This window comes from Labrys sedimenti (assembly GCF_034424805.1).
GTDB classification, from domain to species: Bacteria; Pseudomonadota; Alphaproteobacteria; order Rhizobiales; family Labraceae; genus Labrys; species Labrys sedimenti.
Map to the genome: position 1 here is coordinate 806,190 of NZ_JAXOUF010000002.1, position 25,413 is coordinate 831,602.

Genomic DNA, 25,413 nt, shown 5'->3' on the forward strand with positions numbered 1-25,413 from the left:
TTTCCATCGCGAACGAGAGAACATCATGACCTTTTCAAGGAATAAGGCCCGCTGGTTCGGCTTTGCCGTCGCGCTTGCCGCCGGCTTCAGCCTGACGCCGGGTATCGATCCGGCGGCGGCGCAGGCAACGAAATATCCCCTCAAGCTCGCCAATTGCGGCCGCACCGTCACCTTCGATCATGCGCCGCGCCGCGTCGTTTCCGTGGGGCAGAGCAGCACGGAGGTCCTCTATCTGCTCGGTCTTGCCGACAAGGTGGCCGGGACGGCGGTCTGGTTCGGCCCCGTACTGCCCGGATACGAGGAGGCCAATGCCAAGATTCCGCGCCTGGCCGACAATGATCCGAGCTTCGAAAGCGTGATCGGCAAGAAGCCGGAGCTCGTGACGGCCCAGTTCCAATGGCATGTCGGGCCCAGCGGCATCGTCGGCAAGCCAGAGCAGTTCGAGGAACTGGGTATCCAGACCTATGTTTCGCCCGCCGATTGCGTCGGCAAGGACAATTCCGGCGGTGGCGACGGCACGCGCGGTACCCTCTTCACCATGGATCTGGTCTATCAGGAGATCAGGGAACTCGCCGAGATCTTCGACGTGCAGGAGCGCGGGGCGAAGGTCGTCGCGGACCTCAAGGCACGCGAGGAAGCCGCCCGCCGCAAGATCGCTGCCGGCGACGGCAAGGTCTCCGCTGCCTTCTGGTTCTCGAGCGCCAAGGTCGATGTCGATCCGTACATGGCCGGCAAGAACAGCGTGCCGGGCTATATCATGTCCGTGCTCGGTGTCCGGAACGTCGTGGAGAGCGAGGAGGAGTGGCCGAGCGTCGGCTGGGAGACCATCGCCAAGGCCGACCCCACCATCATCGTCGCCGGCCGGATGGATCGTCGCCGCTATCCGGCCGACGACATCGCCGTCAAGCTCAATTTCCTCAAGACCGATCCGGTGGTGAGCCTGATGCCGGCGGTCAAGCAGGGCCATGTCGTGGAAATGGACGTCCAGGCCATGCAGCCGAGCGTACGCGTCGTCGACGGCATCGAGATGCTCGCCGATGCCGTCCAGCGTTTTGGCCTGAAGCGCTGAGATGAATCGCCCCGTCACACGATTGCTGGCGATCGGGCTGCTGGCCCTGGCCGTGCTCGTCCTGGCGCTCTGGCTGGGCGCCGCCATCGGCGAGACGGCCATTCCGATGGACGTGGTGGCCAAGACGGCGGCCAACCGTCTGTGGGGCGCCGGCTACGCCCTCGATCGCATTGATGAAGGCATCGTGTGGAACTACAGGCTGAGCCGCGCGGTCGTCGCGGCCTGCTGCGGCGCGGCCCTGGCGCTGTCGGGCGTCGTGCTGCAGTCCCTGCTGCGCAATGTCCTGGCCGATCCCTATGTGCTCGGCATCTCGGCCGGCGCCTCGACGGGCGCGGTCGGGGTCGCCATTCTCGGCATCGGTGCAGGATTTCTAAGCATGCCGCTCGGTGCTTTTCTGGGCGCGTTGGTGGCCTTCGGTTTCGTCGCCCTGCTGGCAATGCGCTCGGGCCGCGGCACCGGCGCGGTGATCCTGGCCGGCGTCGCCGGGTCCCAGCTCTTCAACGCCCTGACCTCCTTCATCGTCACCAAGGCGGCCAATGCCGAACAGGCGCGGGGCATCATGTTCTGGCTGCTCGGCAATCTTTCGGGGGTGCGCTGGCCGGATGTCTGGCTTGCCCTGCCGGTCACGGCCATGGGGCTGCTGGTCTGCCTCTGGCATGCGCGCGCGCTCGATGCCTTCACCTTCGGCACGGAGTCGGCAGCATCCCTCGGCATCTCCGTCCGGCGTGCCTATGTCGTACTCGTCGGCATCGCGGCGATGATGACGGCAGTAATGGTCAGCATCGTCGGATCGATCGGCTTCGTCGGCCTGGTGATTCCCCATGCGGCGCGAATGGTGGTCGGCGTGCGCCATGGGCGCCTGCTGCCGGCCTGCGCCCTGATCGGTGCCGTCTTCATGATCGTCGCCGACATTCTGTCCCGCATCATCATTCCCGGCCAGGTCCTGCCGATCGGCGTCATCACGGCCCTGGTCGGAGCGCCGGCCTTTGCCCTCATCCTCAGCCAGAGAAAGGCGACGGCATGAGCCTGTCGGCGCGCAACCTGTCCTGGTCGGCAGGCGGGGCCTCGATCCTGCACGGGGTGTCGCTGGAGGTCCAGCCCGGCGAATTGCTGGGCATTATCGGCCCGAACGGTTCGGGCAAGACCAGCCTGATGTCTCTGCTGGCCGGTATTCGCCGGCCACAGGGCGGCGAGGTGTTGCTGTCGGGCCGCCCGCTCCACGGTCTTGCTCGACGCGAAGTCGCGCGCCGCATCGCCCTGGTCGAGCAACAGGCGGAGACGGCCGAGCGCATTACCGCCCGCCAGGCTGTGGAGCTTGGGCGAACGCCGCATCTGGGAGCTTTCACGCCCTTGTCGAGCCGGGATGACGCCATCGTCGATCTCGCGCTCGAGGAGGTTGCCATGACCGGCCTTGCCGGTCGCCTGTGGCACACGCTCTCCGGTGGGGAACGCCAGCGCCTGCACATCGCCCGCGCCCTGGCGCAGCAGCCCGAGATCCTGCTTCTCGACGAGCCCACCAATCATCTCGACATCGGCCACCAGATCGGCCTGCTGCATCTGGTGCATCGCCAGAATCTCACCGTCGTGGCGGCCCTGCACGACCTCAACCATGCGGCGATGTTCTGCGACAGGGTCGCGCTGATGCAGGCAGGACGGATCGAGGCGATCGGTCCGCCGGCGGAGGTGCTGACGGCAGTGCGCATCCAGTCGGTCTTCGGTGTCGCCGCCGAGGTCATCCGCGACGGTGCGGGAGGATGCTTCATCCGCTATCGGCATCCGGATCTTCCGGTACCGCGACCGGGCTGGATCGCGGCGGTGTCATGACACGCAGCCGACAACAGATGGAGAGAGCCATCAGATGACGAGCGCCAGCCCTGCGAACTATGATCTCAAGGAAGAGATTCGCGATTATTGGTCAAAGCGTTCGGAAACCTTCGACCGCGCCTTCGGGCACCACATTCCCGAGGGCCCCGAATTCGAAGCCTGGGCGGGGGCGATCCGAGATCATCTCGGGACCGAACCGCTCCGGGTGCTCGATCTCGCCTGCGGGACGGGCGAGATCACCAAGCTGCTGCTGGCGCTCGGCCATGACGTGACCGCGCTGGACTTCTCCGAGGCGATGTTGGCGGTTGCGCGACGCAAGCATGCCGGTCGCCAGCGCCTGCGCTTTCGTCTGGGCGATGCAGAAAACACCATGGAGCCGGAAAACGCCTATGACGCCATCGTCTGCCGGCATCTGGTCTGGACATTGACCGAGCCGCAGAAGGCCTTTGCCGATTGGCATCGCGTGCTGAAACCGGGCGGCAGATTGCTGTTCTTCGACGGGGATTGGGCAAGACCAACCAGGACCGGCCGGTTGGCGTCCGGGCTCATCGCCTTGATCGATCGCCTTGGCGGCGCCGATCCCTTCTATGATGGTGCAATGGGCGAGCGCCATGCCCGCATCATGGAGCGGCTGCCTTTTGGCAGGGGGCTGCGGAGTACCGATCTGCTGCCGCTCCTGGAACAGGCCGGCTTCAGGGATGTGGTGGTCTCCTCGCATCGGCCGATCGCCGCGGCCCAGAGGCGCCGGGCGGATCTGCGCAACCGGCTGCGCACCTATCTCTATCGGCGCTTCATCATCTGCTGCCGCAAGTGATCCGCGAACCGGAGCAGCCTTGCATCTCCCGCCAACGGAACCATATCTTTGGAGGCGGCCTGCAGGGTCATGAGAGGCGTGTTCGAGGTAGCCAATGTCTGCCGCACCGTGCCGCTTTGGCCGCTCCGGTGGCGGGCCAGAAAAACAAGCATGATAACTGATGACGTCGCCGGGGCTGGGGTCTATGGTCCGTGACGGGACGCTATCAAGCTCTGTGAACAAGGACGTAACATATGGCTTCGAAACTCGAACAATTGCGCGCCATGACGGTCGTCGTCGCCGATACCGGCGATATCGATTCGATCAAGGCGCTCAAGCCGGTCGATTGCACCACCAATCCCAGCCTGCTGCTCAAGGCAGCCGAGATGCCAGCCTATGACCATTTGATCGCGGAAGCCGTGAGCTGGGGCAGCAAGCAGGGCGGCGGCAAGGATGGCGTCGTCGCCGCCATTGCCGATCGTCTCGCCGTTTCCTTCGGCGCGGAACTCACCAAGCTCGTTCCCGGCCGCGTTTCGACCGAAGTCGACGCCGACCTCTCCTTCGATACGCAGGCGAGCATCGCCAAGGCGCATGCCATCATCGCCGACTACAAGTCGCGCGGCATCGAGCGTGACCGCATCCTGATCAAGATCGCCTCGACCTGGGAAGGCATCCGCGCCGCCGAGGTGCTGCAGAAGGAAGGCATCGACTGCAACCTGACCCTGCTGTTCTCCAAGGCGCAGGCGGTGGCCTGTGGCGATGCCGGCGTGTTCCTGATTTCGCCCTTCGTCGGCCGCATCCTCGACTGGCATGTGAAGAATGACGGCCGCACCTTCACCCCGGAAGAGGATCCGGGCGTGCTCTCGGTGCGCGGCATCTATGCCGACTACAAGTCCCGCGGTGTCAAGACGGTGGTGATGGGGGCTTCGTTCCGCTCCACCGGCGAGATCGAGGCGCTGGCCGGCTGCGACCGCCTTACCATCGCGCCGAACCTGCTGCAGGCGCTGGAAGCCGACCAGGGCACGCTGGAGCGCCAGCTCTCGCCCGACAACTACGCCGCTGCGCCGACCACCGGCAAGATCGACGAGCGCGCCTTCCGCTGGGAGATGAACGAGGATGCCATGGCGACCGAGAAGCTCGCCGAAGGCATTCGCGGCTTCGCCAAGGATCTCGGCAAGCTGCGCACGCTGATTGCCAAGCGTGTCGAAGGCACGGCTCAAGCCGCATGATCAAGCCACATGATCTTGGCGGCATGACCTTGGCCGCCTGATCGTCGCATCATGAGCCGAGCCTTTACCCAGGACGGCCAGGAAGGGGAGGACGCCCATGTCCTTCCCGAGCGGCCGATTTCGATCGAGCGCAATCTCGTCACCGCGCGCGGCCTTGCCATGATCGAGGCCGAGCTCAGGCAGGCGCGTTTGCTTTTCGCCACGGCCGAAGCTGCCGGGGATCGCATCGCCATGGGCAATGCCTCGCGCGACATTCGCTACTGGGCTGCCCGGCGAGCCTCGGCGGAACTGGTGGTCCCCTCTGCCGCCGATGCCGGCATTCGCTTCGGCATGGCCGTCACGTTGCACTATCCGGACGGGCGCGAAAAGATCTGGCGCATCGTCGGCGAAGACGAGGCCGACGCCGCCCATGGCCGGATCAGCCATGTCTCGCCACTAGCGAAGGCGTTGTTCGGCAAGGATGTCGGGGATGTCGTTCGCGTCGGGCCGCAGGAGGGCGAGGTCGTCGAGGTCGACATCATGCCGGAACCGAACTGAACCGCGCCAGTCCTGCAGGAGCAGTTCAAGGATCGACATGCGACCGTGACACCAGACTCGAACTTCTTGATGCCGTGCTGTAATTCCTCGCCACCGATGCCGCTCAGATTCCTGCGAGAATTTGTTGGATGTGCAGGGCGCTCACATCAAGGAAAGGAAAATTAGGCTCGCTATCCGCATAGAAGGACGATAGGTCCGTTCCGGCCAGCATGATGGCCTGGGCGCCCCTCCGGTCGAGCAGTTCGCCGGCCAGATCGTCGAAATAGGCGACCTCGGCCTTGGTGCCGCGCTTACCGGCGAGGGCAATGTCGGTGTAGGTCTCGTGTACGCGCGCAATCTCGTGTGGATCGAGCTTGACGACCATATGTTCCGGCACGGCGCCGAAAATAGCCGAGGTCATCACGGCCCGGTTGCCGAAAATCGCGACACGTTCGAAACCCCCGGATTTCAGGGCGCCCGGGATGGTTGCCAGGACGTCGATGATGGGGCCCTTCGATCGTCTCTTGATTTCGTCGATGGCAAGATGCGGCGCGACGGCGGTGATGGACACCGTGTCCATGCCGGCGTCGAACAGTTCATTGGCGAGCGAGCCCAAATACTGGCCGAGTCCGTCCCTGTCCCCCGATCCGACATAGTGCAGCACGGTGGCGACGTCGGCATGCCTCAACGTCAGGTCGAGCGCGATCTTTGCCTCCTGATATTTCTGCAGGATCCGCTCGTAGTAGAAGATCCCGGCCCTGGCCGCTAAGCCGCCGATCAGGCCGATCCTGGTTGGGTTGATGTCTGTCGTCGATCTTCTCGGCATGGGGTCCTCGTCGGCTACGAAAGCGTGGCAATTGTCGCTGCGGTTACCGTACAGACACCTGTCATCGCTGCAGGCCGGTGCCACCAAGAAAAAGGCGGTCAAAACGACCGCCTTGTCCGATAGGTCTGAAGAACGGCTTATTCTTCCGCAAAGCCGCCGAGATGGCTCTGTGAATAGTTCTGGATGCCGAGGCGTTCGACCAGGTCGAGTTGGGTTTCCAGGAAGTCGATATGGCCTTCCTCGTCGGTCATCAATTCCTTGAACAAGTTCTCGGAGACGAAATCCTTGACGGTGCGGCAATATTCCGCAGCTTCCTGATAAAGGGAGCGAGCCTCACGCTCCGCGGCGAGATCGCATTCGAGAACTTCCTTCACCGTCTGGCCGATCCGCAGCGGATCGAGCGTCTGCATGTTCGGGAAGCCCTCCAGGAAGAGGATGCGGGAGGTCAGCTTGTCGGCGTGCTGCATCTCCTCGATCGATTCGGCGCGCCACTTCTTGGCGAGGCCCAGCAGGCCCCAATTGTCGAAGATCCGGTAATGCAGCCAATATTGATTGATCGCTGTCAGTTCGCTCCGCAACGCCTTGTTGAGATAATCGATGACCTTCTTGTCGCCCTTCATGGACGTTTCTCCGTACTTGGTGGACTGAAATCACATTAGAAGAATTCTAAATTAAGGCAAGCCCTGATGGCGGCAAATTTGTCCGGAGGATTTTGCCGGGGGAGGGGAAGCCGCAAATCTGCCGACCGCAGCCGGGCTAACTCCCAGTTTATTCTCATTCTAAACTACTGATTTATAACGATTCTATTGTTGTGCCTAACCATTGACAAGGCGCTCGTGTCCGTCCACATCACTCGCGTCACTGCCTTTGCTCGAACCCAAGATCGCTGCGAATGATCGTCTGTTCCTGCCGTGTTTTGACCGATGAGGATTTCACCAGCACGCTCGCGACCGAGCAGCCTGGCTGTCCGCGTTCGGCCGCGGATGCCTATCGTTGCCTGGGCTGCGGGCCGGAATGCGGCCGCTGCCTGATCACCGTACGGCAGATTCTCGCCGATGCGCGCGCAGCAGCACGCTGCCACGACTGCACCGAGGATTGCGCCCTGCGTGATATGGTCGAGGCGGCGAACACCGACGAAATCCTGCTCGACGCCGCCGAATAGGCATTACACCAAGCGATTGTAAACAACGCACGGGCAAAGCAGCCTCCAGCAGCGTTTGGCCGCCGAAAATCCCGCTCCTATCTCACGGTTGCGTTTCCTGCCCGCCGCGCCACAATTATGCCGCTCCCTATCGGCATAGGCGATTCATGCCCCAATCAGGTGACCAGGACGTTCGAACCGGCCTCGCCGCGCATCTCGTGGCCTTGTGGCGGTTCGGACTCGTGCTGTCGGGTAGTGGACAGTCTGCCGAGGAATTGGTGCAAGCCACCTGTCTCAGGGCGCTGGAGCGCTCGCACCAATTCATGCCGGGGACCCGGCTCGATCGCTGGCTGTTCGCCATTGAACGCTCGATCTGGCTCAACGAAATCCGGGCCAACAAGATACGCAACCCCGTCGAGCTCGAGCAGGCCGAGAGTGTGCTGTCTTTTGACGGCGAGCGGCAGTTCGAAACGAATATTCTGGCTGCTCAAGTGTTGAGGCAGGTACAGGCCATGCCTGCAGCGCTGCGTGAAACCGTCTTTCTGGTCTATGCGGAGGGGCTCAGCTATGCCGAGGCGGCGGACATGCTGGCCGTGCCGATCGGAACCATCATGAGCCGCCTGGCTTCGGCCAGGCTCAGGCTCGCTCATCTCAACAAGGATACGCCGGAGGGCGCTGCGGGGGAGTCATCATGAGTGCGCAAGAGATGGGACCCGATGACGCCAATCTCGTTGCCTTTCTGGATGGAGCCCTTCCTCCCGAAGAGCATGCGGGGCTGGAGGTTCGCCTTGCCCGGGAGCCGGCCCTGAAGGCGAGGCTGGACGCGCTTGCGGCCGGCTCGCTTCCGTTCAAGCAGAGTTACGAGGCCCTGAGCGCATATGCGCCACGGCAGCGTCTGGAGGCGCTCCTGGCCGAAAGCCAGGCCGCGGTTCCGGCAGCGGTGGTCAACGACAATGCACCGCGTTCGCGCTGGCGCATCCCGCCTGCCGCGGTTGCGGCGGCGCTCGCCTTGTTCGTCGTGGGAACCAGCGTCGGCCATTACATGCCGCCCGGCCTCTGGCCGTTGCCTGCGGCGCAGCGCAGCGATCATGAAGGAGCGGATGCCTGGCGTTCCACCGTTGCCGACTATTGGGGGCTGACCACGTCGCAGACGCTCGACTGGATGCCGAACGACGTCTCCACGGCGCAGCGCGATCTTGCCGCGGCGACGCGCCGGCTCGGCTTCCCGCTGACGCCCGAAAAGATCAGCCTGCCGGCCCAGGAGCTCAAGCGCGTCGAACTCTTCCACTACGACAATGCGCCCCTGGTCGAGATCGCCTATCTCGACGAACTGACGGGCCCGCTTGCCTTCTGCATCTATGGCAACAGCCCCGGGGCGGTGACGCCGCCGACGCTCGAACAGCGCAATGGCTTCAACGTCGTCTACTGGTCGGATGCCGAACGTTCCTACATGCTGATCGGCCACGGGCCGGACGAGATCATGCAAAAGCTCGCAGCCATCCTGGCAAAGCAGATCTCGGCGTAGATCTCGACAGGCGCCCTCGGCTTGCCCGGCTTTCCTGTCCAGCAGTTCCGGGACAGGCCCGGGCCTCGCCTTGATGAATCCGCTTGCCAAGCCGGCGGGCCAGGCGGATTCTCACTCTGGAGCCGTTCAAAAGTGTGATTGACAGCGACTCTTTCTTTTGATCAACTGGTAAAAAATAAAGAGCCAAATACCAGAGGTTCAGATGACTGCACGATCCGACATTGCGCGGGGCCGTCTCGATTCCCCCACGCTCGCCAGCAATTTTTCAGACCTTCATCCGGCCTTCGGCAGGCATGAGGCGCGGGTTGCCGCCGAGCGCTGCCTGTTCTGCTATGACGCGCCCTGCGTGAAGGCGTGCCCCACCTCCATCGACATTCCGATGTTCATCCGCGAGATCATGACCGGCAACACGGTCGGCGCGGCCCGGACCATCCTGGAATCCAACATCATGGGCGGCATGTGCGCCCGTGTTTGCCCCACCGAGACGCTGTGCGAGGAAGCCTGCGTCAAGGAGACCTCGGAGGGCAGGGCGGTCGAGATCGGCAACCTGCAGCGCTATGCCACCGACGAACTCTTCGCCAAGGGCCGGCAGTTGTTCAAGCGTGGCGCGCCCACCGGCAAGCGCGTCGCCGTGGTCGGCGCCGGTCCGGCGGGCCTGTCCTGCGCCCACAAGCTGGCAACGCTCGGGCATGAGGTCGTGGTGTTCGAGGCGCGCGAAAAGGCGGGCGGCCTCAACGAATACGGCATTGCCGCCTACAAGAGCACCGGCGGCTTTGCCCAGGCCGAGGTCGACTACATCACGGCGATCGGCGGCATCACCATCGACTATGGCAAGCGGCTTGGCCGCGACGTCGAACTGGCGAGCCTCGCTCGTGAGTATGATGCGGTTTTCCTCGGCATGGGACTGGGCGACACCAACGATCTTGGCCTGGAAGAGGGTATCGAGGGCGTGATCGACGCCGTCGACTACATCGCGGAACTCCGTCAGGCCACCAATCTTGCCGACCTGCCGGTCGGGCGTCGCATCGTGGTGATCGGCGGCGGCATGACCGCCATCGACATCGCCTCGCAGACCAAGCGCCTGGGGGCGGAAAGCGTCACCATCGCCTATCGCCGCGGCCAGCCGCAGATGAATGCCTCCGACTACGAGCAGGAGGTCGCTCAGACCGACGGCGTGCTGATCCGTCATTGGCTCAAGCCGGCGCGGCTGCATGCCGAGGACGGCAGGCTGGTCGCCGTCGAACTCGAATACACCGTGGAGCAGGGCGGGCGCCTCACGGGCACCGGCGAGACCGTCAGGCTCGAATGCGACCAGCTTTTCACGGCGATCGGGCAGTCCTTCCTGCCCGAGGAAGTGAACGGCATAGCGCTCGCACTCGAAAAGGGGCGGATTGCAGTCGATGCCGAGCAACGCACCTCGGTGCCCGGCATATGGGCCGGTGGTGACTGTGTCGCTGGCGGCAAGGACCTGACCGTGGCGGCGGTCGAGGACGGCAAGCAGGCCGCCCTCTCGATCGATCAAGCCCTTAAGTCCCAAGCAAAGGCTGCGTGAGGAGAAACGATATGGCCGATCTCAGCACCAACTTCCTGGGCATCAAGTCTCCCAATCCGTTCTGGCTGGCCTCCGCGCCGCCGACCGACAAGGAATACAATGTCGTCCGCGCCTTCCAGGCGGGCTGGGGCGGCGTAGTCTGGAAGACACTCGGCGAGCAGGGCCCGCCGGTGGTCAACGTCAACGGGCCGCGCTACGGCGCCTGGCACAGCCAGGATCGCCGGGTCATGGGCTTCAACAATATCGAGCTGATCACCGATCGCCCTCTCGAGGTCAATCTGCGCGAGATCAAGCAGGTCAAGCGCGACTGGAAGGACCGGGCGCTGATCGTCTCGCTGATGGTGCCTTGCGAAGAGAATGCCTGGAAGTCGATCCTGCCCTTCGTCGAGGACACCGAGGCTGATGGCATCGAGCTGAATTTCGGCTGCCCGCACGGCATGTCCGAACGCGGTATGGGCTCGGCCGTCGGACAGGTGCCCGAATATGTCGAGATGGTCGCGCGCTGGTGCAAGCAATATACCCGCATGCCGGTGATCGTGAAGCTGACGCCCAACATCACCGACGTGCGCAAGCCGGCCGAAGCGGCCAAGCGCGGCGGCGCCGACGCGGTATCGCTGATCAACACCATCAACTCCATCGTCTCGGTCGACATCGACAATATGCGCCCCTGGCCGAACACCGACGGCTTCGGCACCCATGGCGGCTATTGTGGTCCGGCCGTGAAGCCGATCGCCCTCAGCATGGTCTCGGAGATCGCAAGGGCAGAGGCGACCCGCGGGCTTCCCATTTCTGGGATCGGCGGCGTCGAGACCTGGCGTGACGCCGTGGAATATATGGCGCTCGGCTGCGGCACCGTGCAGGTCTGTACGGCTGCCATGGTCTATGGCTTCAAGGTGGTGCAGGAGATGATCTCCGGCCTATCCGACTGGATGGACGAGAAGGGCTATACCTCCGTCGACCAGTTCGTCGGCAAGGCCATCCCCCAGGTGACCGACTGGCAGCATCTCAACCTCGAATATGTGGTCAAGGCCCATATCGACCAGGATGCCTGCATCAAATGCGGCCGCTGCCACATCGCCTGCGAGGACACCTCCCACCAGGCCATCACCAACATGGTCGCCGGCGAGCGCAAGTTCGAGGTGATCGAGGAGGAGTGCGTGGGCTGCAATCTGTGCGCCGTGGTCTGCCCGATCGAGGACTGCATCACGCTCGAACCGGTGATGTCCGGGGTCGACAAGCGCACCGGCAGGCCGGTGGGCGGGCATCGCACCTGGAAGGAGCATCCCAACAATCCGGCCGTGCATGCCAAGGCGGCTGCGGAATAGGTCGAGAGGACGGGTATCCCGGCTGCATGTTGGGATCCCCGTTCCGGTTCCCGGCAGTCGCGGCCTGTCCCGCGGCGGACAGCACGGTTGTGGCGATGGTCCATGGTGCCGAAATCTGGATGCACTTGACGAGTCGATGACCTAGAAAGGCCCCTCGAATGCTCGGAGAAGCGTTCAGGCAGGAGCCCCACCATGATCAAGATGAGTGTCTACTATCGGGCCGATGGCGGCTCGAAGTTCGATCACGACTACTACCGCACCCGCCACATGCCACTGATCCAGGAACGGCTCGGCGATGCCTGCCTGCGCTACGAGATCGATAGGGGCCTTGTGGGTCCCGAACCCGGAAGCGCGCCGGAATTCGTCGCGGCGTGCCATGTCTACTCGCCAACCCTGGCGGTATTCCAGGAGGCTCTCGGTCCCCACCGCGCGGAGATCGTCGCTGATGTCGCCAACTATACGGACATCACGCCCATCGTGCAGATCAGCGAAATCGTTGAAGCGTAGGGGGCTTCGTGCGTCAGGCGTAGCCGTTGAACTTTCTGGGATCGGCGTTGTGATGGCGCACCGATCCGATGCGCTTTATAGGTCCGTGACCTCGCCAGGCCAGGCACCTGAAGCAGGGTGTGCCGATCCCCGGACCGGCATCCCTGGAAAATGTGATGTTGGCTGGTGGAGGACGCCGATCTGGAGGTCGGCGCAACGATCCTGTATCTATCCCGTTGGGTCGACATGGGCGAGATGCCCGTCAATTCGGGCAATCCGCGTGAAGCTAGCCGATCTCTGCCGCCATGTCGAAACCGCCGGTCTCTCGCTGCGGGGTGCCTTCCATGTCCGGCCCGAGGATGGCATGCCCGCTATCGGCGGCTGTCCCGTGGCGACCCTCGTCTTGCTGGGCTGGGCGGATGGCCGGCAGTGGCCGCATTTTGCTGTCGCGCCGGAGGCTGCCGATGGCTTGCCCCACCCGCTCGACCGGTGGTCGAAGCGGGTTGTCGATGCCATGGCGGGCGAGTTCGGCGCGCTGGCGCTCTATCCCTTCGGCGGCCCGCCCTATTGGCCCTTCCAGCGCTGGGCGCAACGCGGGGATACCGTCTTCGCCTCACCGCTCGGGATCTATGTGCACCCCGCCCACGGCTTATGGCACAGCTATCGCGGCGCACTCGCCTTCACCGAAAGGCTCGATCTGCCACCGCGCCGAGAAGCGGCCAATCCCTGCCAGGCCTGCGCGAACAAGCCCTGCCTTGGCACCTGTCCTGTCGGTGCCTTCACGCAGGCGGGCTATGATGTCGAGCGCTGCGTCCGGCATGTGCGCTCGCCCGAGGGGAGCGCCTGCCGGCAGGGCGGATGCCTTGCCCGCCGGGCCTGCCCGGTTGCGCCTGACAAAGCCTATGGCCCGGAGGAGGCCGGCTTCTACATGAAGGCTTTCCTGGCCGCGCGTTGAAAATGGGCGGGTCAGCAGACCCGCCCATCTCACTTGCCATTGCCTGGCGCCAGATCCCGCAGCTTGACGAGATCGTTCATCAGGCCGCCGACACCGTTATGCACCGTCAGGCGCTCGACCTTGCCGGCGATCGCCTCCAGGGCTTCCAGCTCCTTGAGTCGCAGCATCACCGGATTCTCCGCCATCACCTTGGCCGTGTTGAGCAGCGAACGGGTGGCGTTCGTCTCCTCGCGGCGACGGATGACATTGGCCTCGGCCTGCTTCTCGGCGGCCACGACCTGGTTGAGGATCTCGCGCATTTCGCCCGGCAGGATCACGTCCTTCAGGGCGATTTCGCCGACCTCGATGCCGATGGCGGCCATGTCGACGCGCACCTTCTCGGCAGCTTCGGCATCGACCACGGTCTTGCGCTCCAGGAGCTGGTCGAGCGTCAAGGTGCCGAGCGCCTTGCGGAAGGCATATTGCAGCGCGCGGTAGAAGGCATCCTCGCAATCCTTGACGGCGGTGACCGCCTTCACCGGGTCGGCGACGCGGAACTCGGCCGCGATGTTGACGCGGATGGTCACCCGGTCGCGCGTCAGCACTTCCTGGCCGTTGACGTCGAGCGAACGCTGGCGCACGTCGATCGCCTTGACCTGAACCGGCTTGCCGATGTTCCAGAAGCCATGCACGCCCGGCGGCAGGGTGCGGATGAAGGCGCCATCGACATAGAGCAGGCCGACCTGGCCGTCCTGCACGGCGTGCAGCAGCACGAGCTCGGCCTTGCGGGCCTGCACCAGGCGCGGGATCAGGCCTGGCTCGACGGCAAGATCGGCCGGCGGCTCGATCGGCGTGAAGGCCCAGGGCCCGGCCGCGTTCCACACGGTGAGCTTGCGATCGGGGCCGAGCACTGCGTGGACGACACCATCGCGCTCGACGAGCGCGACCGTGCCCGGCGCGGTACGCAAACGCCGCAGATGCTGCTCGGCGACGGCCGGAAGCTTGTCGAACAAGGCCTTCTCGAGAGGGGAGCTGAACGATCCGGCTTCGATGTCGTGGTGCAGGACCTCGATCTCGTCGCTCCGGCCGGCGAGCATGTGCTCGCCCGGCCCCAGAATGGCGCGCACCTCGCCCTTGCCTAGCACGATGGCGCGCTCGGTTTCCTTCACCACGACACGCTGGCGCCGCAAAATCAGGTCGAGAAAAGTCATGTCGTCTCCTTTCGGCGAGCTCAGCTCATCTGCCGATTGTCCTTTCGTGATTGAGGATTGGTCCCGGCAAAGATCCGGGAACCGGTGACGTCTGCCCGTGCGGGCCGGCGGCAGCGGGGCGCAAGGCCGGGCGGCGAGCACGGAGCCCGAAGGCTTCGTCGCCGGTCGCCGGGCGTCTTGCCCTTATCCGCAGGCCAGGCCGCGGGCGAACGGCTTCGGGTACTCCGATCGAAGCAGCACCCCGCGGGTGCGGCCTCTGCGGAGGACCGTCGGCATGCCAGTTCCCGGACCGTCAAGGGTGAAGCGTTTTTCAGGCGCTTGGAGAAGGAGTCGAACCTTCGACACGTAGATTATGAGTCTACTGCTCTACCCACTGAGCTATCCGAGGGTGAGTTGGCAGGAATCGAACCCGCGACCTCCGGCTGTGTGGCCGGTGCTCTACCACTGAGCTACATCCCAATCCGGTCCCGAAACGATATCCGTACACAGGACGACAAAGCCACCTGCGCGGGCGGAGGTTTCGAGCTCCGGCCGCTGACATCGTTCCGGCTGGTTGACCGGGGCGCGGCTTGTAGCCGCATCCCCGTGGCCATGCAAGAGGGATTTCGGAAATATTTTATTTGAGCTTGGGTTTGGTGACGGGAAACTCGCGCCAATACTCGGCACTCCCCCCGCGTAGCACATTGTCTTCCGGCAGGATCTCGAAGGGGGAGAGCGTCGACTTCTTTCGGAGGTCGCCGAAAAGAGCAGGCCCGTCCAGGCCTTCGAGCAGGTCGAAGAGCTGCTCGAAGCGGTCGATCACGAAATAGCTCGCCTGGAAGTCGTCGATGTAATAGCCGGTGCGCATCACGCGCTCGAAATCGAAGGCGAGATGGTGGGCGGAAGCATCTTCCACGGCGTATTTCGCTTCGCCGAAGGAAGAGACGATGCCCGCGCCATAAATGCGGATGCCTTCAGGCTTGCGGATGAGGCCGAATTCGATGGTGTACCAGTTGAGGCGGGCGAGGAATTTCACGCCCTTGTTATCGATGGCCTCGAGGCCGAGCCGGCCATATTCGTTCATATAGTCGGCATAGGCGGGGTTGGTGAGCAGCGGCACATGGCCGAAGACATCGTGGAAGATGTCGGGCTCTTCCAGATAGTCGAGCTGCGCGCGCGTCCGGATAAAGGTGCCGGCCGGAAAGCGCCGGCTCGCCAGCATCTCAAAAAAGGGACGCGAGGCGATCAGGCCGGGCACCGCCACCACTTCCCAGCCGGTAGCCTTCCGCAGCCTTTCATTCATGCGTTCGAAATTGGGTATGCCCGTTTCGTCGATACCCAGCGTCGCGAGGCCATCCAGATATTCCTGCGCGACATGGCCCTTCAGGGCCGCGACCTGGCGCTGGAACAGGATAGACCAGGTCTCGTGATCCTCGGTGCTGTAGCGATGCCAATCTTGCGGGATGATGCATTGCTCGATGGTTTGAGCACTCAGTACCGCGTGTCCCATCATGTCCTCCCAAAAGCGTTTTGTGATTTCTTGGAATCACCAAGAATCGCAAAGACGCGTCGGAACGAGGAGTTAGAGCAAACGCGCCTGAACGTGCTTTGCTCTAGGGGGTGACCCCTCCGTCCATATGGGGTGATGATAGCATGCCTGCCAGGGCAAAATGCGATTTCTCTGGGTTGTATTTCGTCTCTAACGCCCTGTTTTGGCAGATTTTATTAGGACGGAAGCCGGTTGGCCTTTCTGAAAATTACCCTCGTGATTGTCGCGGTCGCATCACGGCGACGGCGCCAATGATGTCAGGTAAACACAGCGATTCTCGAGACCGGCGAGGGCTTGCGCCGTGAGTTCGGCCGGTTCGGCCGACTTGCCGATCGCACCGAAGCCGATAGGAGGCGCGAAGACGTCGAACCGAGCCTGGCCGTCGCCACGTGGTACCTGCCGGAAGTGGAGGCCGAAATCGCCGCATGCCGCGGCCATCACGGCGCTGGCGGCTTGTTCGGGCGTTGGCCGGCTCGCCGCATAGCGCTCGTCCAGATAGAGCCGGCTGTCATACAGCAGGGCCGGGGAGCCGGGCTCCACCAGCAGGAAGCGGCAGGGATCCCGGTCGATATTGCGCAAGGTCTCGCCGGTTTCCTGCATCATCGGGCCAAGGGCGGATTTGAACTGGTTCCATTCCTCGCGATTGCGTTGCTTGAACGCCTCGCCCTCGCCGCGTTGTGCGGCATCGAAGCCATTGCGGAAGCCGCGCAGAAACCCCTTCACGAAACTGCGTGTGCCCGAACCGGCTTCCTTGGCGATCCAGCGAGCCTGTCGCCATCGCCGCCTGAGCAGTTTCATCGGCTCTCCTGCTCTTAGCGCTCCGCCAGCACGCCGCGCAGGATGGTCTCAGTTAGCGTCTTCAGCGTTTCCTCGTAGAAGGCATCGTCGGTGAGGTCCTTGCCGGTGAGGACGCTGATCTGCGTGGCGAAATCGGCATAATGCTGGGTGGTCGCCCAGATCATGAAGAGGAGATGGTAGGGTTCGATAGGGCGCAGCTTCCCATCGGCGATCCAGCCCTGGATGATGACCGACTTCTGCCGGACGGTGTTGGTGAGGTCCGTCGCCAGCACCTTCTTGAGATGCGGTGCCCCTTGCATGATCTCCATGGCGAAGAGACGGGAGGATTCCGGATAGAGCCGTGAGCATTTGAGCTTGTGCTCGATATAAGACGTCAGGGCCGCGACAGGCCCGCGCGTGGCATCGAGCTGCTTGAGCGGCGTGACCCAGACCTCCAGCGTGCGCGTGAGTACCGCCTCGTAGAGGGCATCCTTGGTGCGGAAATAATAGAGGAGATTGGTCTTCGACATGCCGGCGGCTTCGGCGACCTGGTCGATACGGGTGCCGCGCAGGCCGTGTTTCGAGAAGGCCGAAAGGGCGCTGTCGAGGATCTTGTCGATATTGGCCAGGCCGAGCTTGGTCTTGTTGCGTTGCCGGCCGGCCTCTCCCCCCTCTGCCATGAGCGCTTCCTGTTTCGTTGTTCCCATTCCTTCATGGCTCAGAAGCTTGGCGGTGTGCAAGCCGATATCAGCTCGCAGGGCGTGTCACCGACATTGCGGAAGCGGTGAGGCTCGCGGCTGTCGAAATAATATGCATCCCCGGGGCCGAGCACGGCCACATCCTCGCCCACGGTGACTTCGAGCTGGCCGCGAATGATGATGCCGCATTCCTCGCCCTGGTGGTGCAGCAGCACTTTGCCGGAATCGGCGCCAGGCTGGTAACGTTCGGAGATCATCTGCAGGGCGCGCCCGCGCAGATCCGAACCGACCTGACGGTAGGAGACGCGTCCCCGGCCGATCTCCATCATCTCGTCCGAGCGGTAGAACACCTTGCGGCCGGGATTGGCGTCGAGGGCGAAGAATTCGGCCAGGCCGATCGGCAGGGCGTCGAGCACCCGCTTCAGGGCGCCGACCGAAGGGTTCACCGCATTCGATTCCATCAGCGAGATGGTGGCGTTGGAGATGCCGGCGCGCTTGGCAAGCTGGCGCTGCGACAATCCGCGCGCCTCGCGTACCCGCCGCAGCAGCGAGCCCAAATCGACGTTCTGCATGGTGGCGTCCTTTGTCTGCCCTGTTTAGGGTGTTAAATATCATGAACGCTGCCGGCAATTCCACTTTGCATTCAAGGGAGTTGATTTTGGGAACCTAACGCTTGTTGTTGATCGTTCGTTCCGGAATAAAAACTGCGGTAGAAACTGTGGCTGAAATAGGAATGATGCTGCGACAACAAAGAGTTGGCATAATTTTCAAATTCAAGGCAAAGCTATTGCCAGCTTAACGAGCCGGGCCTCCCGCCAGCCTTCGGGACCCCGGCAGCTTCCGGAGAGAGCCCGATGAATGCCCCGATCCGCGTGACCAACAACCTCGAAGCGTTCTGGATGCCGTTTACGGCTAACAGACAGTTCAAGTCCAATCCGCGCATGTTCGTCGCGGCCAAGGACATGCACTACACCACGGCCGATGGCCGCCAGGTGCTCGACGGTACGGCGGGTCTGTGGTGCTGCAATGCAGGTCATGGCCGGCCCAAGATCACGGAGGCAATCCAGAAGCAGGCGGCCGAACTCGATTACGCGCCGGCCTTCCAGATGGGCCATCCAGCCGCCTTCGAGCTCGCGTCGCGCCTGGTCCAGCTCACGCCCCAGGGCATCGATCATGTCTTCTTCGCCAATTCCGGCTCGGAAGCCGTCGACAGCGCGCTCAAGATCGCACTCGCCTATCACCGCGCCCGCGGCGAAGGGCAACGCTTCCGCCTGATCGGCCGCGAGCGCGGCTATCACGGCGTCGGCTTCGGCGGCATTTCGGTAGGCGGCATCGTCTCCAACCGCAAGATGTTCGGCACGCTGCTCACCGGTGTCGACCATATCCGCCACACCCATGATCTCAGCCGCAACGCCTTCTCCCGCGGCCTGCCCGAGCATGGCGCCGAATATGCCGAGGATCTGGAAAGGGTGATCGCCCTGCATGATCCCTCCACCATCGCAGCCGTGATCATCGAGCCGATCGCCGGCTCCACCGGCGTGCTGCTGCCGCCCAAGGGCTATCTCGAGCGCATCCGCGCCATCTGCGACAAGCACGGCATCCTCTTGATCTTCGACGAGGTCATCACCGGTTTCGGCCGTCTCGGCGCGCCCTTCGCTGCCGATTATTTCGGCGTGACCCCTGATATGATGACGGTGGCCAAGGGCATCACCTCCGGCGTGATCCCGATGGGCGCGGTGTTCGCCAAGAAGGAGATCTACGATGCCTTCATGACGGGGCCGGAGCATCTGATCGAGCTCTTCCACGGCTACACTTATTCGGCCAATCCGGTGGCCTGCGCCGCGGCGCTCGGCACGCTCGACACCTATGCCGAGGAAGGCCTGCTCACCCGTGCCGCCGATCTCGCCTCCTACTGGGAAGACGCGGTGCATTCGCTCAAGGGCCTGCCTCATGTCATCGACATCCGCAATCTCGGCCTGATCGGTGCGGTCGAACTCGAGCCGATCGCCGGCCAGCCGACCAAGCGGGCCTTCTCCGCCTTCCTGAAGGCCTATGAGAAGGGCCTCCTGATCCGCACCACCGGCGACATCATCGCCTTGTCGCCGCCGCTGATCATTTCCAAGGCGCAGATCGACGAACTGATCACCACGCTCGGCGACGTCTTGAAGACGCTGGATTGATATGCGTCGTCCCGTGCGCGATGCAGCATCCAATGCTGCGTCGCAGACACGGGACCGCCTTCCGAAAAGAGCACACCGTCAACACGGTCCCGGATCTGCACTGCGTCACTGCGTGCCGCAATGCGTCCGGGATGACCCATTTTTACAGAGGAAATCCCATGGCCCGTATCGACAACCTGATCGGCGGCAAGCAGACCGCCACCACCAGCGGACGCTTCGCGCCCGTGTTCAATCCCGCCACCGGCGAGCAGAGCGGCGAACTCGGCCTGTCCTCGACCGCGGATGTCGATGCCGCCGTCCAGGCAGCCAAGAAGGCTTTCCCGGCCTGGTCGACCACGGCGCCGCTCAAGCGCGCCCGCTACATGTTCAAGTTCAAGGAATTGCTGGAAGCCAATGCCGACAAGATCGCCCAGGCGATCTCGGCCGAGCACGGCAAGACCCATTCCGACGCGCTCGGCGAGGTGCAGCGCGGTATCGAGGTCGTGGAATTCGCCTGCGGCATTCCGCACCTTTTGGCCGGCGAGTTCAGCCGCAATGTCGGCCCCGCCATCGACACCCACAATGACCGCCAGCCCCTCGGCGTCGTCGCCGGCATCACCCCGTTCAACTTCCCGGCCATGGTGCCGCTGTGGATGTATCCGGTGGCGATCGCGGCCGGCAACACCTTCATCCTCAAGCCGTCCGAGCGCGACCCCTCCGCTGCACTGCTGGTGGCGCAGCTTCTCCTCGACACCGGCCTGCCGGAAGGCGTGCTCAACGTCGTCAACGGCGACAAGGAAGCGGTCGACGCGCTGCTGCACCATCCCGACGTCAAGGCCATCTCTTTCGTCGGCTCGACCCCGATCGCCCAGTACATCTATGCGACGGCTGCCGCCAACGGCAAGCGCTGCCAGGCTCTCGGCGGCGCCAAGAACCACATGGTGGTGATGCCGGATGCCGACATGGACCAGGCCGCCGACGCGCTGGTCTCCGCCGCCTATGGCTCGGCCGGCGAGCGCTGCATGGCCATCTCGGTGGCCGTGCCGATCGGTGATGCGACCGCCGACACGCTGGTCGAGCATCTCTTGCCGCGCATCAACAAGCTCAAGGTCGGCCCCGCCGCCGATCCGCAGGCCGAGATGGGCCCTGTCGTCACCAGGCAGCACCAGCAAAAGGTACTCGGCTATATCGATGCCGGCGTGAAGGAAGGTGCCAAGCTGGTGGTCGACGGCCGTGGCCTCAAGCTCCAGGGCTATGAAAACGGCTATTTCGTCGGCGCTACCCTGTTCGACCACGTCACCGAAGAGATGTCGATCTACAAGGAGGAGATCTTCGGGCCGGTGCTCTCCATGGTGCGCGCACGCGACTACGCCCATGCCACCAAGATGATCAATGACCACGAATATGGCAACGGCACCGCCATCTTCACCCGTGACGGCGATGCGGCGCGCACCTTCGCCGATAGCATCGAGGTCGGCATGGTCGGCGTCAACGTGCCGCTGCCCGTGCCGGTGGCCTACCACTCCTTCGGCGGCTGGAAGCGTTCGCTGTTCGGCGATCACTCGATCTACGGCATGGAGGGCGTGCGCTTCTACACCCGCCTGAAGACCGTGACCGCCCGCTGGCCGACCGGCATCCGCTCGGGCGTGAACCTGAACTTCCCCTCGACGAACTGAGGGGAGGCATATTCCCGGGTGCGCGGGCATCCTGCCCGCTCTTCCCATCCGCAAATATTACGTTTGGGGTTTAGGAAGATGCGGGCAGGATGCCCGCGCACCCGGGAGATTACCCCCGGTTGAATTGCGCCGGGCGCTTCTCCACGAAGGCAGCCATGCCTTCCTTCTGGTCTTCGGTCGAGAACAGGGCCTGGAAGACGCGGCGCTCGAAGGTGAGGCCGCTGGCGAGCGGCAGCTCATAGGCCTGGTTGATCGCTTCCTTCATCACCATGCTGGCCGTCAGCGACATGTTTGCGATGGCATCAGCCGTCTTCACGGCCTCCTCGACGAGATCGGCGGCGGGAATGATGCGCGAGGCAAGGCCGCAGCGCTCGGCCTCGGCCGCATCCATCATGCGGCCGGTCAGGCACAGTTCCATCGCCTTGGATTTGCCGATCGAGCGCACCAGCCGCTGGCTGCCGCCCATGCCGGGGATCACCCCGAGCTTGATCTCGGGCTGGCCGAACTTGGCGGTATCGGCAGCCAGGATGAAGTCGCACATCAAAGCGAGCTCGCAACCCCCGCCCAAAGCATAGCCGGCTACGGCAGCGATCTTCGGCTTGCGGGAGGCGGCAAAATGGTTCCACTCCGAGAACCAGTCGCTGCTGTGCATGTCGACGAAACTCTGGGCCTGCATTTCCTTGATGTCGGCGCCGGCGGCGAAGGCCTTGGCGGAGCCGGTAATCACCAGGCAGCCGATGCCGGGATCGGCGTCCGCAGCCTGGGTCGCCGCCAGGAGTTCGCCGGCCAGCTTGCGGTTGAGAGCGTTGAGGGCCTCGGGGCGATTGAGCGTGATCAGCAATACGCGTCCGCGCTGTTCGGTGATGATGGTCTCATAAGTCATGTCTGATCCTCAATGCTTGCCGCGCAGCAACCGGATGATGGCGGAGAAATCCTCGGTACCGTGGCCGAGGCCGTCGAACAGGGAATAGAGCTGGGCCGCCTCGGCGCCAAGCGGCGTGTTGGCGCCGACCGAATTGGCCGCCGCCTGGGCAAGCTTGAGATCCTTGAGCATCAGGGCAGCTGCAAAGCCTGGCTTGTAGTCGTTGTTGGCGGGTGAGGTCGGCACCGGCCCGGGCACCGGACAATAGGTGGTGAGGGACCAGCACTGGCCAGAGGAGGTCGAGGCGACATCGTAAAGTGCCTGTTGCGACAGGCCGAGTTTTTCGCCGAGCGCGAAAGCCTCGCAAACGCCGATCATCGAAATGCCGAGGATCATGTTGTTGCAGATCTTGGCGGCCTGGCCGGCGCCGGCGGCGCCGCAATGCACCACGCGCTTGCCCATTACGGCGAGCAGGGGCTCGGCCCGCGCGAAGGCCTCGTCCGCGCCCCCGACCATGAAGGTCAGCGTGCCGGCCTTGGCGCCGCCCACGCCTCCGGAGACGGGGGCGTCGACGGCAGCGAGCTTTCGTCCGGCGGCGATCCCGTGGGCCTTGCGGGCGCTGTCGACATCGATGGTGGAACTGTCGATCAGCAACGCGCCATCCGGCACGAGGTTGGCGAGCTCGGACCACACCTTCAGCACATGGGTGCCGGCCGGCAGCATGGTGACCACGGCGTCAGCGTCCTCGACCGCTTGCGCGGCGGAAGCGGCGATGGTGATGCCGTCGCCGCGCGCAGTCTCGAGCGAGGCTGGGGACAGGTCGAAGCCGCGCACCGCGTGCCCGGCCTTGACCAGATTGGCGGCCATCGGTCCGCCCATATTTCCAAGGCCAATGAAACCTATCTTGCTGCTGGCCATTGGGAACTCCTTCTCGATAGAGCAATTATAGGTGCTTCCGGGTGCGCGCACGTCTCGTCCGCGTACCCGGGACCTGCCCCTGCCGTCGCCATTATGCAAACACCCGATCAGCAACCGGTTGGATCCAGGCCTCGATGTCGCGGTCATCGACCTCGGCGAGGCTCGGCGGCGACCAGCGCGGATTGCGATCCTTGTCGATGATGGCGGCCCGCACGCCCTCGTAGAAATCATGGCCTTGCGCCACCGCGACGGCGGCAGCGAATTCGCGCTCTAGCGCCTCCTCCAAGCCATCGGCCTGGCGGGCCAGCCGGATCAGGCGGAAGGTGAGCTTCAGGCTGGTCGGCGATTTGGAGGCGATGACGTCGCGCGTCTTCAAGGCGAATTGCGTGCCATCGGCTTCGAGAGCCTGCAGGATGGCCTCGACAGAGGAGCCGGCAAAGCATTGGTCGATCAGGGCGCGGTGCTCGGCAAGGCGCGCAGGTTCGGGCTGCACGGCGTGCCTGGCGAGCAAGGCACGGACTGCCTCATTGCCCGTTCCCGGCGTCAGCTGTGCTAGCTCGTCGATCAGCACGGGAATGCAGCCCTGCGGGATCTGGAGGTCGGCCAGGCCGGCATAAACAGCATCGGCGGGCCCGATCGTCTCGCCGGTGAGGGCGAGATAGGTGCCGATCTCGCCCGGCGCATGGGCGAGCAGCCAGGTGCCGCCGACATCAGGCACGAAGCCGATGCCGACTTCCGGCATGGCAATGCGGCTGCGCTCGGTGACGATGCGGTGGGTGCCATGCGCGGACAGGCCGATACCGCCGCCCATGGTGATGCCGTCCATCACGGCCAGATAGGGCTTGGGAAAGCGGGCAATGCGGGCATTGACGCGATATTCGTCGCGCCAGAATTTCGCGCCCGTGCCGTCGGGCGTGCGCTCGCCCTCATAGAGGGCCCGGATGTCGCCGCCGGCGCACAGGCCGCGTTCGCCTTCCCCCGTCAGCAGCACGGCGGTGATGGCGGCATCCTTCTCGAAGGCGTCGAGGGCCGGCGCGATCAGATGCACCATGTCGCGCGTGAGGCTGTTCATCGCCCTGGGACGATTGAGCCTGAGACGGCCGAGCGAGCCCGTGCGTTCGACGATGACGTCAGGAAGCGTTTCCTCTGCTGCCATCAGCGGTTTCCCAGCAGAGCACGGGCGATGATCACGCGCATGATTTCGTTCGTTCCTTCCAGAATTTGATGCACCCTGAGATCCCTGACGATCTTCTCGACGCCGTATTCGCTTAAGTAACCATAGCCACCGTGAAGCTGCAGCGCCTGATTGGCAACCTCGAAACCGGCATCGGTGACGAAGCGCTTGGCCATGGCGCAAAAGCGCGTCGCCTCGGGGCTCTTGGCATCGAGCGCACTGGCAGCCCGCCACAGGAAGGTGCGCGCCACCTCCAGCTCCGTCGCCATGTCGGCAAGGCGGAACTGCAGGGCCTGAAAATCGGAGATCTTCCGTCCGAAGGCTTTGCGCTCGCCCATATAGGCGATGGCCTTGTCGAGGGCCGCCTGCGCTCCGCCGAGCGAGCAGGCGGCAATGTTGAGGCGGCCGCCGTCGAGCGCCGCCATGGCGATGCGAAAGCCCTGGCCCTCTTCGGCGATCCGGTTGACGGCGGGAACCTGGACATTTTCGAACACCACCGCGCGGGTCGGCTGGGCATGCCAACCCATCTTCTTCTCACTCGCACCAAAGGAAAGGCCGGGCGTATCCTTGGGCACGATAAAGGTGGAGATGCCTTTGGGGCCTTCGCCCCCGGTGCGGGCCATCACGATGTAGAGATCGCTGGCACCGGCGCCGGAAATGAACTGCTTCTGGCCGTTGAGGACGTAGTGATCGCCATCGCGCACGGCCCTGGTAGCGAGGGAGCCGGCATCGGAGCCGACGCCGGGCTCGGTAAGGCAATAACTGGCAATCGTCTCCATCCGCGTCATCGCAGGCAGCCATTGGCTGCGCTGCTCGGGCGAGCCATAGGCATCGACGATCCAGGCGCACATGTTGTGGATCGACAGGAAGGAGGCGACGGCCGGGCAGCCCGTGGACAGCGCTTCGAAGATCAGCGTGGCGTCGAGCCGGGTGAGGCCGGAACCACCCACGTCCTCGCGCACATAGATCGCGGCCATGCCGAGCCCCGCCGCCGCCTTGAGCGTATCGACGGGAAAATGCTTGTTCTGGTCCCATTCGAGGGCATGCGGGGCGATCGCCTCCGCCGCGAAGCCGGCGGCCATCTCCTGGATGGCGGCCTGTTCGTCGCTGAGTTCGAAATCCATGGTGGTCGCCTTGTTTCCTACCCTCCCCTCGATGGGGACGGTCGACGCGCAGCGTCGGGGTGGGGT

At 64.0% G+C, this 25,413-nt stretch carries 26 protein-coding genes and 2 tRNA genes; 15 read left to right on the top strand and 13 right to left on the bottom strand.

The window, feature by feature from the left end:
* Positions 1-25: 25 nt before the first annotated feature.
* The 6 genes from U1R88_RS10170 (at position 26) to greA (ending at position 5,452) form a co-directional block, all read left to right on the top strand.
* Positions 26-1,069, top strand: coding sequence for an ABC transporter substrate-binding protein (locus U1R88_RS10170; RefSeq protein WP_322431113.1), 1,044 nt, complete (start codon positions 26-28; stop codon positions 1,067-1,069).
* 1 nt (position 1,070) lies between these two features.
* Positions 1,071-2,093, top strand: coding sequence for a FecCD family ABC transporter permease (locus U1R88_RS10175; protein ID WP_322431114.1), 1,023 nt, complete (start codon positions 1,071-1,073; stop codon positions 2,091-2,093).
* Positions 2,090-2,893, top strand: coding sequence for an ABC transporter ATP-binding protein (locus U1R88_RS10180; protein ID WP_322431115.1), 804 nt, complete (start codon positions 2,090-2,092; stop codon positions 2,891-2,893). The genes U1R88_RS10175 and U1R88_RS10180 overlap by 4 nt, the downstream gene beginning before the upstream one ends.
* Before the next feature lie 34 nt (positions 2,894-2,927).
* Positions 2,928-3,707: a class I SAM-dependent methyltransferase gene (locus U1R88_RS10185; protein WP_322431116.1), complete on the top strand. Its 780-nt coding sequence runs from the start codon at positions 2,928-2,930 to the stop codon at positions 3,705-3,707.
* Positions 3,708-3,940: 233 nt separating this feature from the next.
* The gene (gene tal / locus U1R88_RS10190) at positions 3,941-4,915 is read left to right on the top strand and encodes a transaldolase (protein ID WP_322431117.1); all 975 of its coding nucleotides are present in this window, start codon (positions 3,941-3,943) and stop codon (positions 4,913-4,915) included.
* 51 nt (positions 4,916-4,966) lie between these two features.
* On the top strand, positions 4,967-5,452 hold the full coding sequence (greA, locus tag U1R88_RS10195) for a transcription elongation factor GreA (protein WP_322431118.1): 486 nt from the start codon (positions 4,967-4,969) through the stop codon (positions 5,450-5,452).
* Positions 5,453-5,555: 103 nt separating this feature from the next.
* Here greA and U1R88_RS10200 read toward each other — a convergent pair whose 3' ends face one another.
* A complete protein-coding gene (locus U1R88_RS10200) occupies positions 5,556-6,257 on the bottom strand; it encodes an aspartate/glutamate racemase family protein (RefSeq protein WP_322431119.1) in 702 nt (233 codons plus the stop codon).
* A gap of 137 nt (positions 6,258-6,394) precedes the next feature.
* Positions 6,395-6,877, bottom strand: a complete 483-nt coding sequence (gene bfr, locus U1R88_RS10205) for a bacterioferritin (protein WP_322431120.1) — start codon at positions 6,875-6,877, stop codon at positions 6,395-6,397.
* 272 nt (positions 6,878-7,149) lie between these two features.
* Between bfr and U1R88_RS10210 the strand changes: the two genes are divergently transcribed.
* From U1R88_RS10210 to U1R88_RS10240, 7 genes are all read left to right on the top strand, one after another.
* A complete protein-coding gene (locus U1R88_RS10210; protein WP_149254391.1) occupies positions 7,150-7,419 on the top strand; it encodes a (2Fe-2S)-binding protein in 270 nt (89 codons plus the stop codon).
* A gap of 146 nt (positions 7,420-7,565) precedes the next feature.
* On the top strand, positions 7,566-8,093 hold the full coding sequence (locus U1R88_RS10215; RefSeq protein WP_068296864.1) for an RNA polymerase sigma factor: 528 nt from the start codon (positions 7,566-7,568) through the stop codon (positions 8,091-8,093).
* Entirely contained in the window at positions 8,090-8,923 is an 834-nt protein-coding gene (locus tag U1R88_RS10220) for an anti-sigma factor family protein (RefSeq protein WP_322431121.1), read from the top strand. The genes U1R88_RS10215 and U1R88_RS10220 overlap by 4 nt, the downstream gene beginning before the upstream one ends.
* Before the next feature lie 202 nt (positions 8,924-9,125).
* Complete coding sequence (locus tag U1R88_RS10225; protein WP_322431122.1) at positions 9,126-10,475, top strand: NAD(P)-dependent oxidoreductase; 1,350 nt, start codon at positions 9,126-9,128, stop codon at positions 10,473-10,475.
* 11 nt (positions 10,476-10,486) lie between these two features.
* Positions 10,487-11,800 carry an NAD-dependent dihydropyrimidine dehydrogenase subunit PreA gene (gene preA, locus U1R88_RS10230; RefSeq protein ID WP_322431123.1) on the top strand — a complete coding sequence of 438 codons (1,314 nt, stop codon included), beginning with the start codon at positions 10,487-10,489 and terminating at the stop codon, positions 11,798-11,800.
* A 192-nt stretch (positions 11,801-11,992) separates the two neighbouring features.
* Entirely contained in the window at positions 11,993-12,307 is a 315-nt protein-coding gene (locus tag U1R88_RS10235) for an EthD family reductase (RefSeq protein ID WP_068296876.1), read from the top strand.
* Between the two features lie 259 nt (positions 12,308-12,566).
* Positions 12,567-13,241 (top strand): hypothetical protein, encoded by a 675-nt coding sequence (locus tag U1R88_RS10240; protein WP_322431124.1) that lies wholly within the window; start codon positions 12,567-12,569, stop codon positions 13,239-13,241.
* 29 nt (positions 13,242-13,270) lie between these two features.
* On the opposite strand, the gene U1R88_RS10245 is transcribed toward U1R88_RS10240, so the two are convergent.
* The 7 genes from U1R88_RS10245 to U1R88_RS10275 form a co-directional block, all read right to left on the bottom strand.
* On the bottom strand, positions 13,271-14,431 hold the full coding sequence (locus tag U1R88_RS10245; RefSeq protein WP_322431125.1) for a slipin family protein: 1,161 nt from the start codon (positions 14,429-14,431) through the stop codon (positions 13,271-13,273).
* 318 nt (positions 14,432-14,749) lie between these two features.
* Positions 14,750-14,816, bottom strand: a tRNA-Met gene (locus U1R88_RS10250).
* Positions 14,817-14,819: 3 nt separating this feature from the next.
* Positions 14,820-14,890 (bottom strand) — tRNA-Cys (locus U1R88_RS10255).
* Between the two features lie 157 nt (positions 14,891-15,047).
* A complete protein-coding gene (phhA, locus tag U1R88_RS10260) occupies positions 15,048-15,923 on the bottom strand; it encodes a phenylalanine 4-monooxygenase (protein WP_322431126.1) in 876 nt (291 codons plus the stop codon).
* 270 nt (positions 15,924-16,193) lie between these two features.
* Positions 16,194-16,757 (bottom strand): hypothetical protein, encoded by a 564-nt coding sequence (locus U1R88_RS10265; protein ID WP_322431127.1) that lies wholly within the window; start codon positions 16,755-16,757, stop codon positions 16,194-16,196.
* Positions 16,758-16,771: 14 nt separating this feature from the next.
* Positions 16,772-17,416 carry an HTH-type transcriptional regulator RutR gene (gene rutR / locus U1R88_RS10270; RefSeq protein ID WP_322431128.1) on the bottom strand — a complete coding sequence of 215 codons (645 nt, stop codon included), beginning with the start codon at positions 17,414-17,416 and terminating at the stop codon, positions 16,772-16,774.
* 38 nt (positions 17,417-17,454) lie between these two features.
* Positions 17,455-18,006: a cupin domain-containing protein gene (locus tag U1R88_RS10275; protein ID WP_068296893.1), complete on the bottom strand. Its 552-nt coding sequence runs from the start codon at positions 18,004-18,006 to the stop codon at positions 17,455-17,457.
* A gap of 282 nt (positions 18,007-18,288) precedes the next feature.
* Between U1R88_RS10275 and aptA the strand changes: the two genes are divergently transcribed.
* Positions 18,289-19,614, top strand: a complete 1,326-nt coding sequence (gene aptA / locus U1R88_RS10280) for an omega-aminotransferase AptA (RefSeq protein WP_322431129.1) — start codon at positions 18,289-18,291, stop codon at positions 19,612-19,614.
* A gap of 158 nt (positions 19,615-19,772) precedes the next feature.
* Complete coding sequence (locus U1R88_RS10285) at positions 19,773-21,269, top strand: CoA-acylating methylmalonate-semialdehyde dehydrogenase (RefSeq protein WP_322431130.1); 1,497 nt, start codon at positions 19,773-19,775, stop codon at positions 21,267-21,269.
* Between the two features lie 109 nt (positions 21,270-21,378).
* On the opposite strand, the gene U1R88_RS10290 is transcribed toward U1R88_RS10285, so the two are convergent.
* From U1R88_RS10290 to U1R88_RS10305, 4 genes are all read right to left on the bottom strand, one after another.
* Positions 21,379-22,152 (bottom strand): enoyl-CoA hydratase, encoded by a 774-nt coding sequence (locus tag U1R88_RS10290; protein WP_322431131.1) that lies wholly within the window; start codon positions 22,150-22,152, stop codon positions 21,379-21,381.
* Between the two features lie 9 nt (positions 22,153-22,161).
* Complete coding sequence (gene mmsB / locus U1R88_RS10295) at positions 22,162-23,049, bottom strand: 3-hydroxyisobutyrate dehydrogenase (protein ID WP_322431132.1); 888 nt, start codon at positions 23,047-23,049, stop codon at positions 22,162-22,164.
* A gap of 91 nt (positions 23,050-23,140) precedes the next feature.
* Entirely contained in the window at positions 23,141-24,205 is a 1,065-nt protein-coding gene (locus U1R88_RS10300; RefSeq protein WP_322431133.1) for an enoyl-CoA hydratase/isomerase family protein, read from the bottom strand.
* Positions 24,205-25,347 (bottom strand): isobutyryl-CoA dehydrogenase, encoded by a 1,143-nt coding sequence (locus tag U1R88_RS10305; protein ID WP_322431134.1) that lies wholly within the window; start codon positions 25,345-25,347, stop codon positions 24,205-24,207. The genes U1R88_RS10300 and U1R88_RS10305 overlap by 1 nt, the downstream gene beginning before the upstream one ends.
* Between the last annotated feature and the right edge of the window lie 66 nt (positions 25,348-25,413).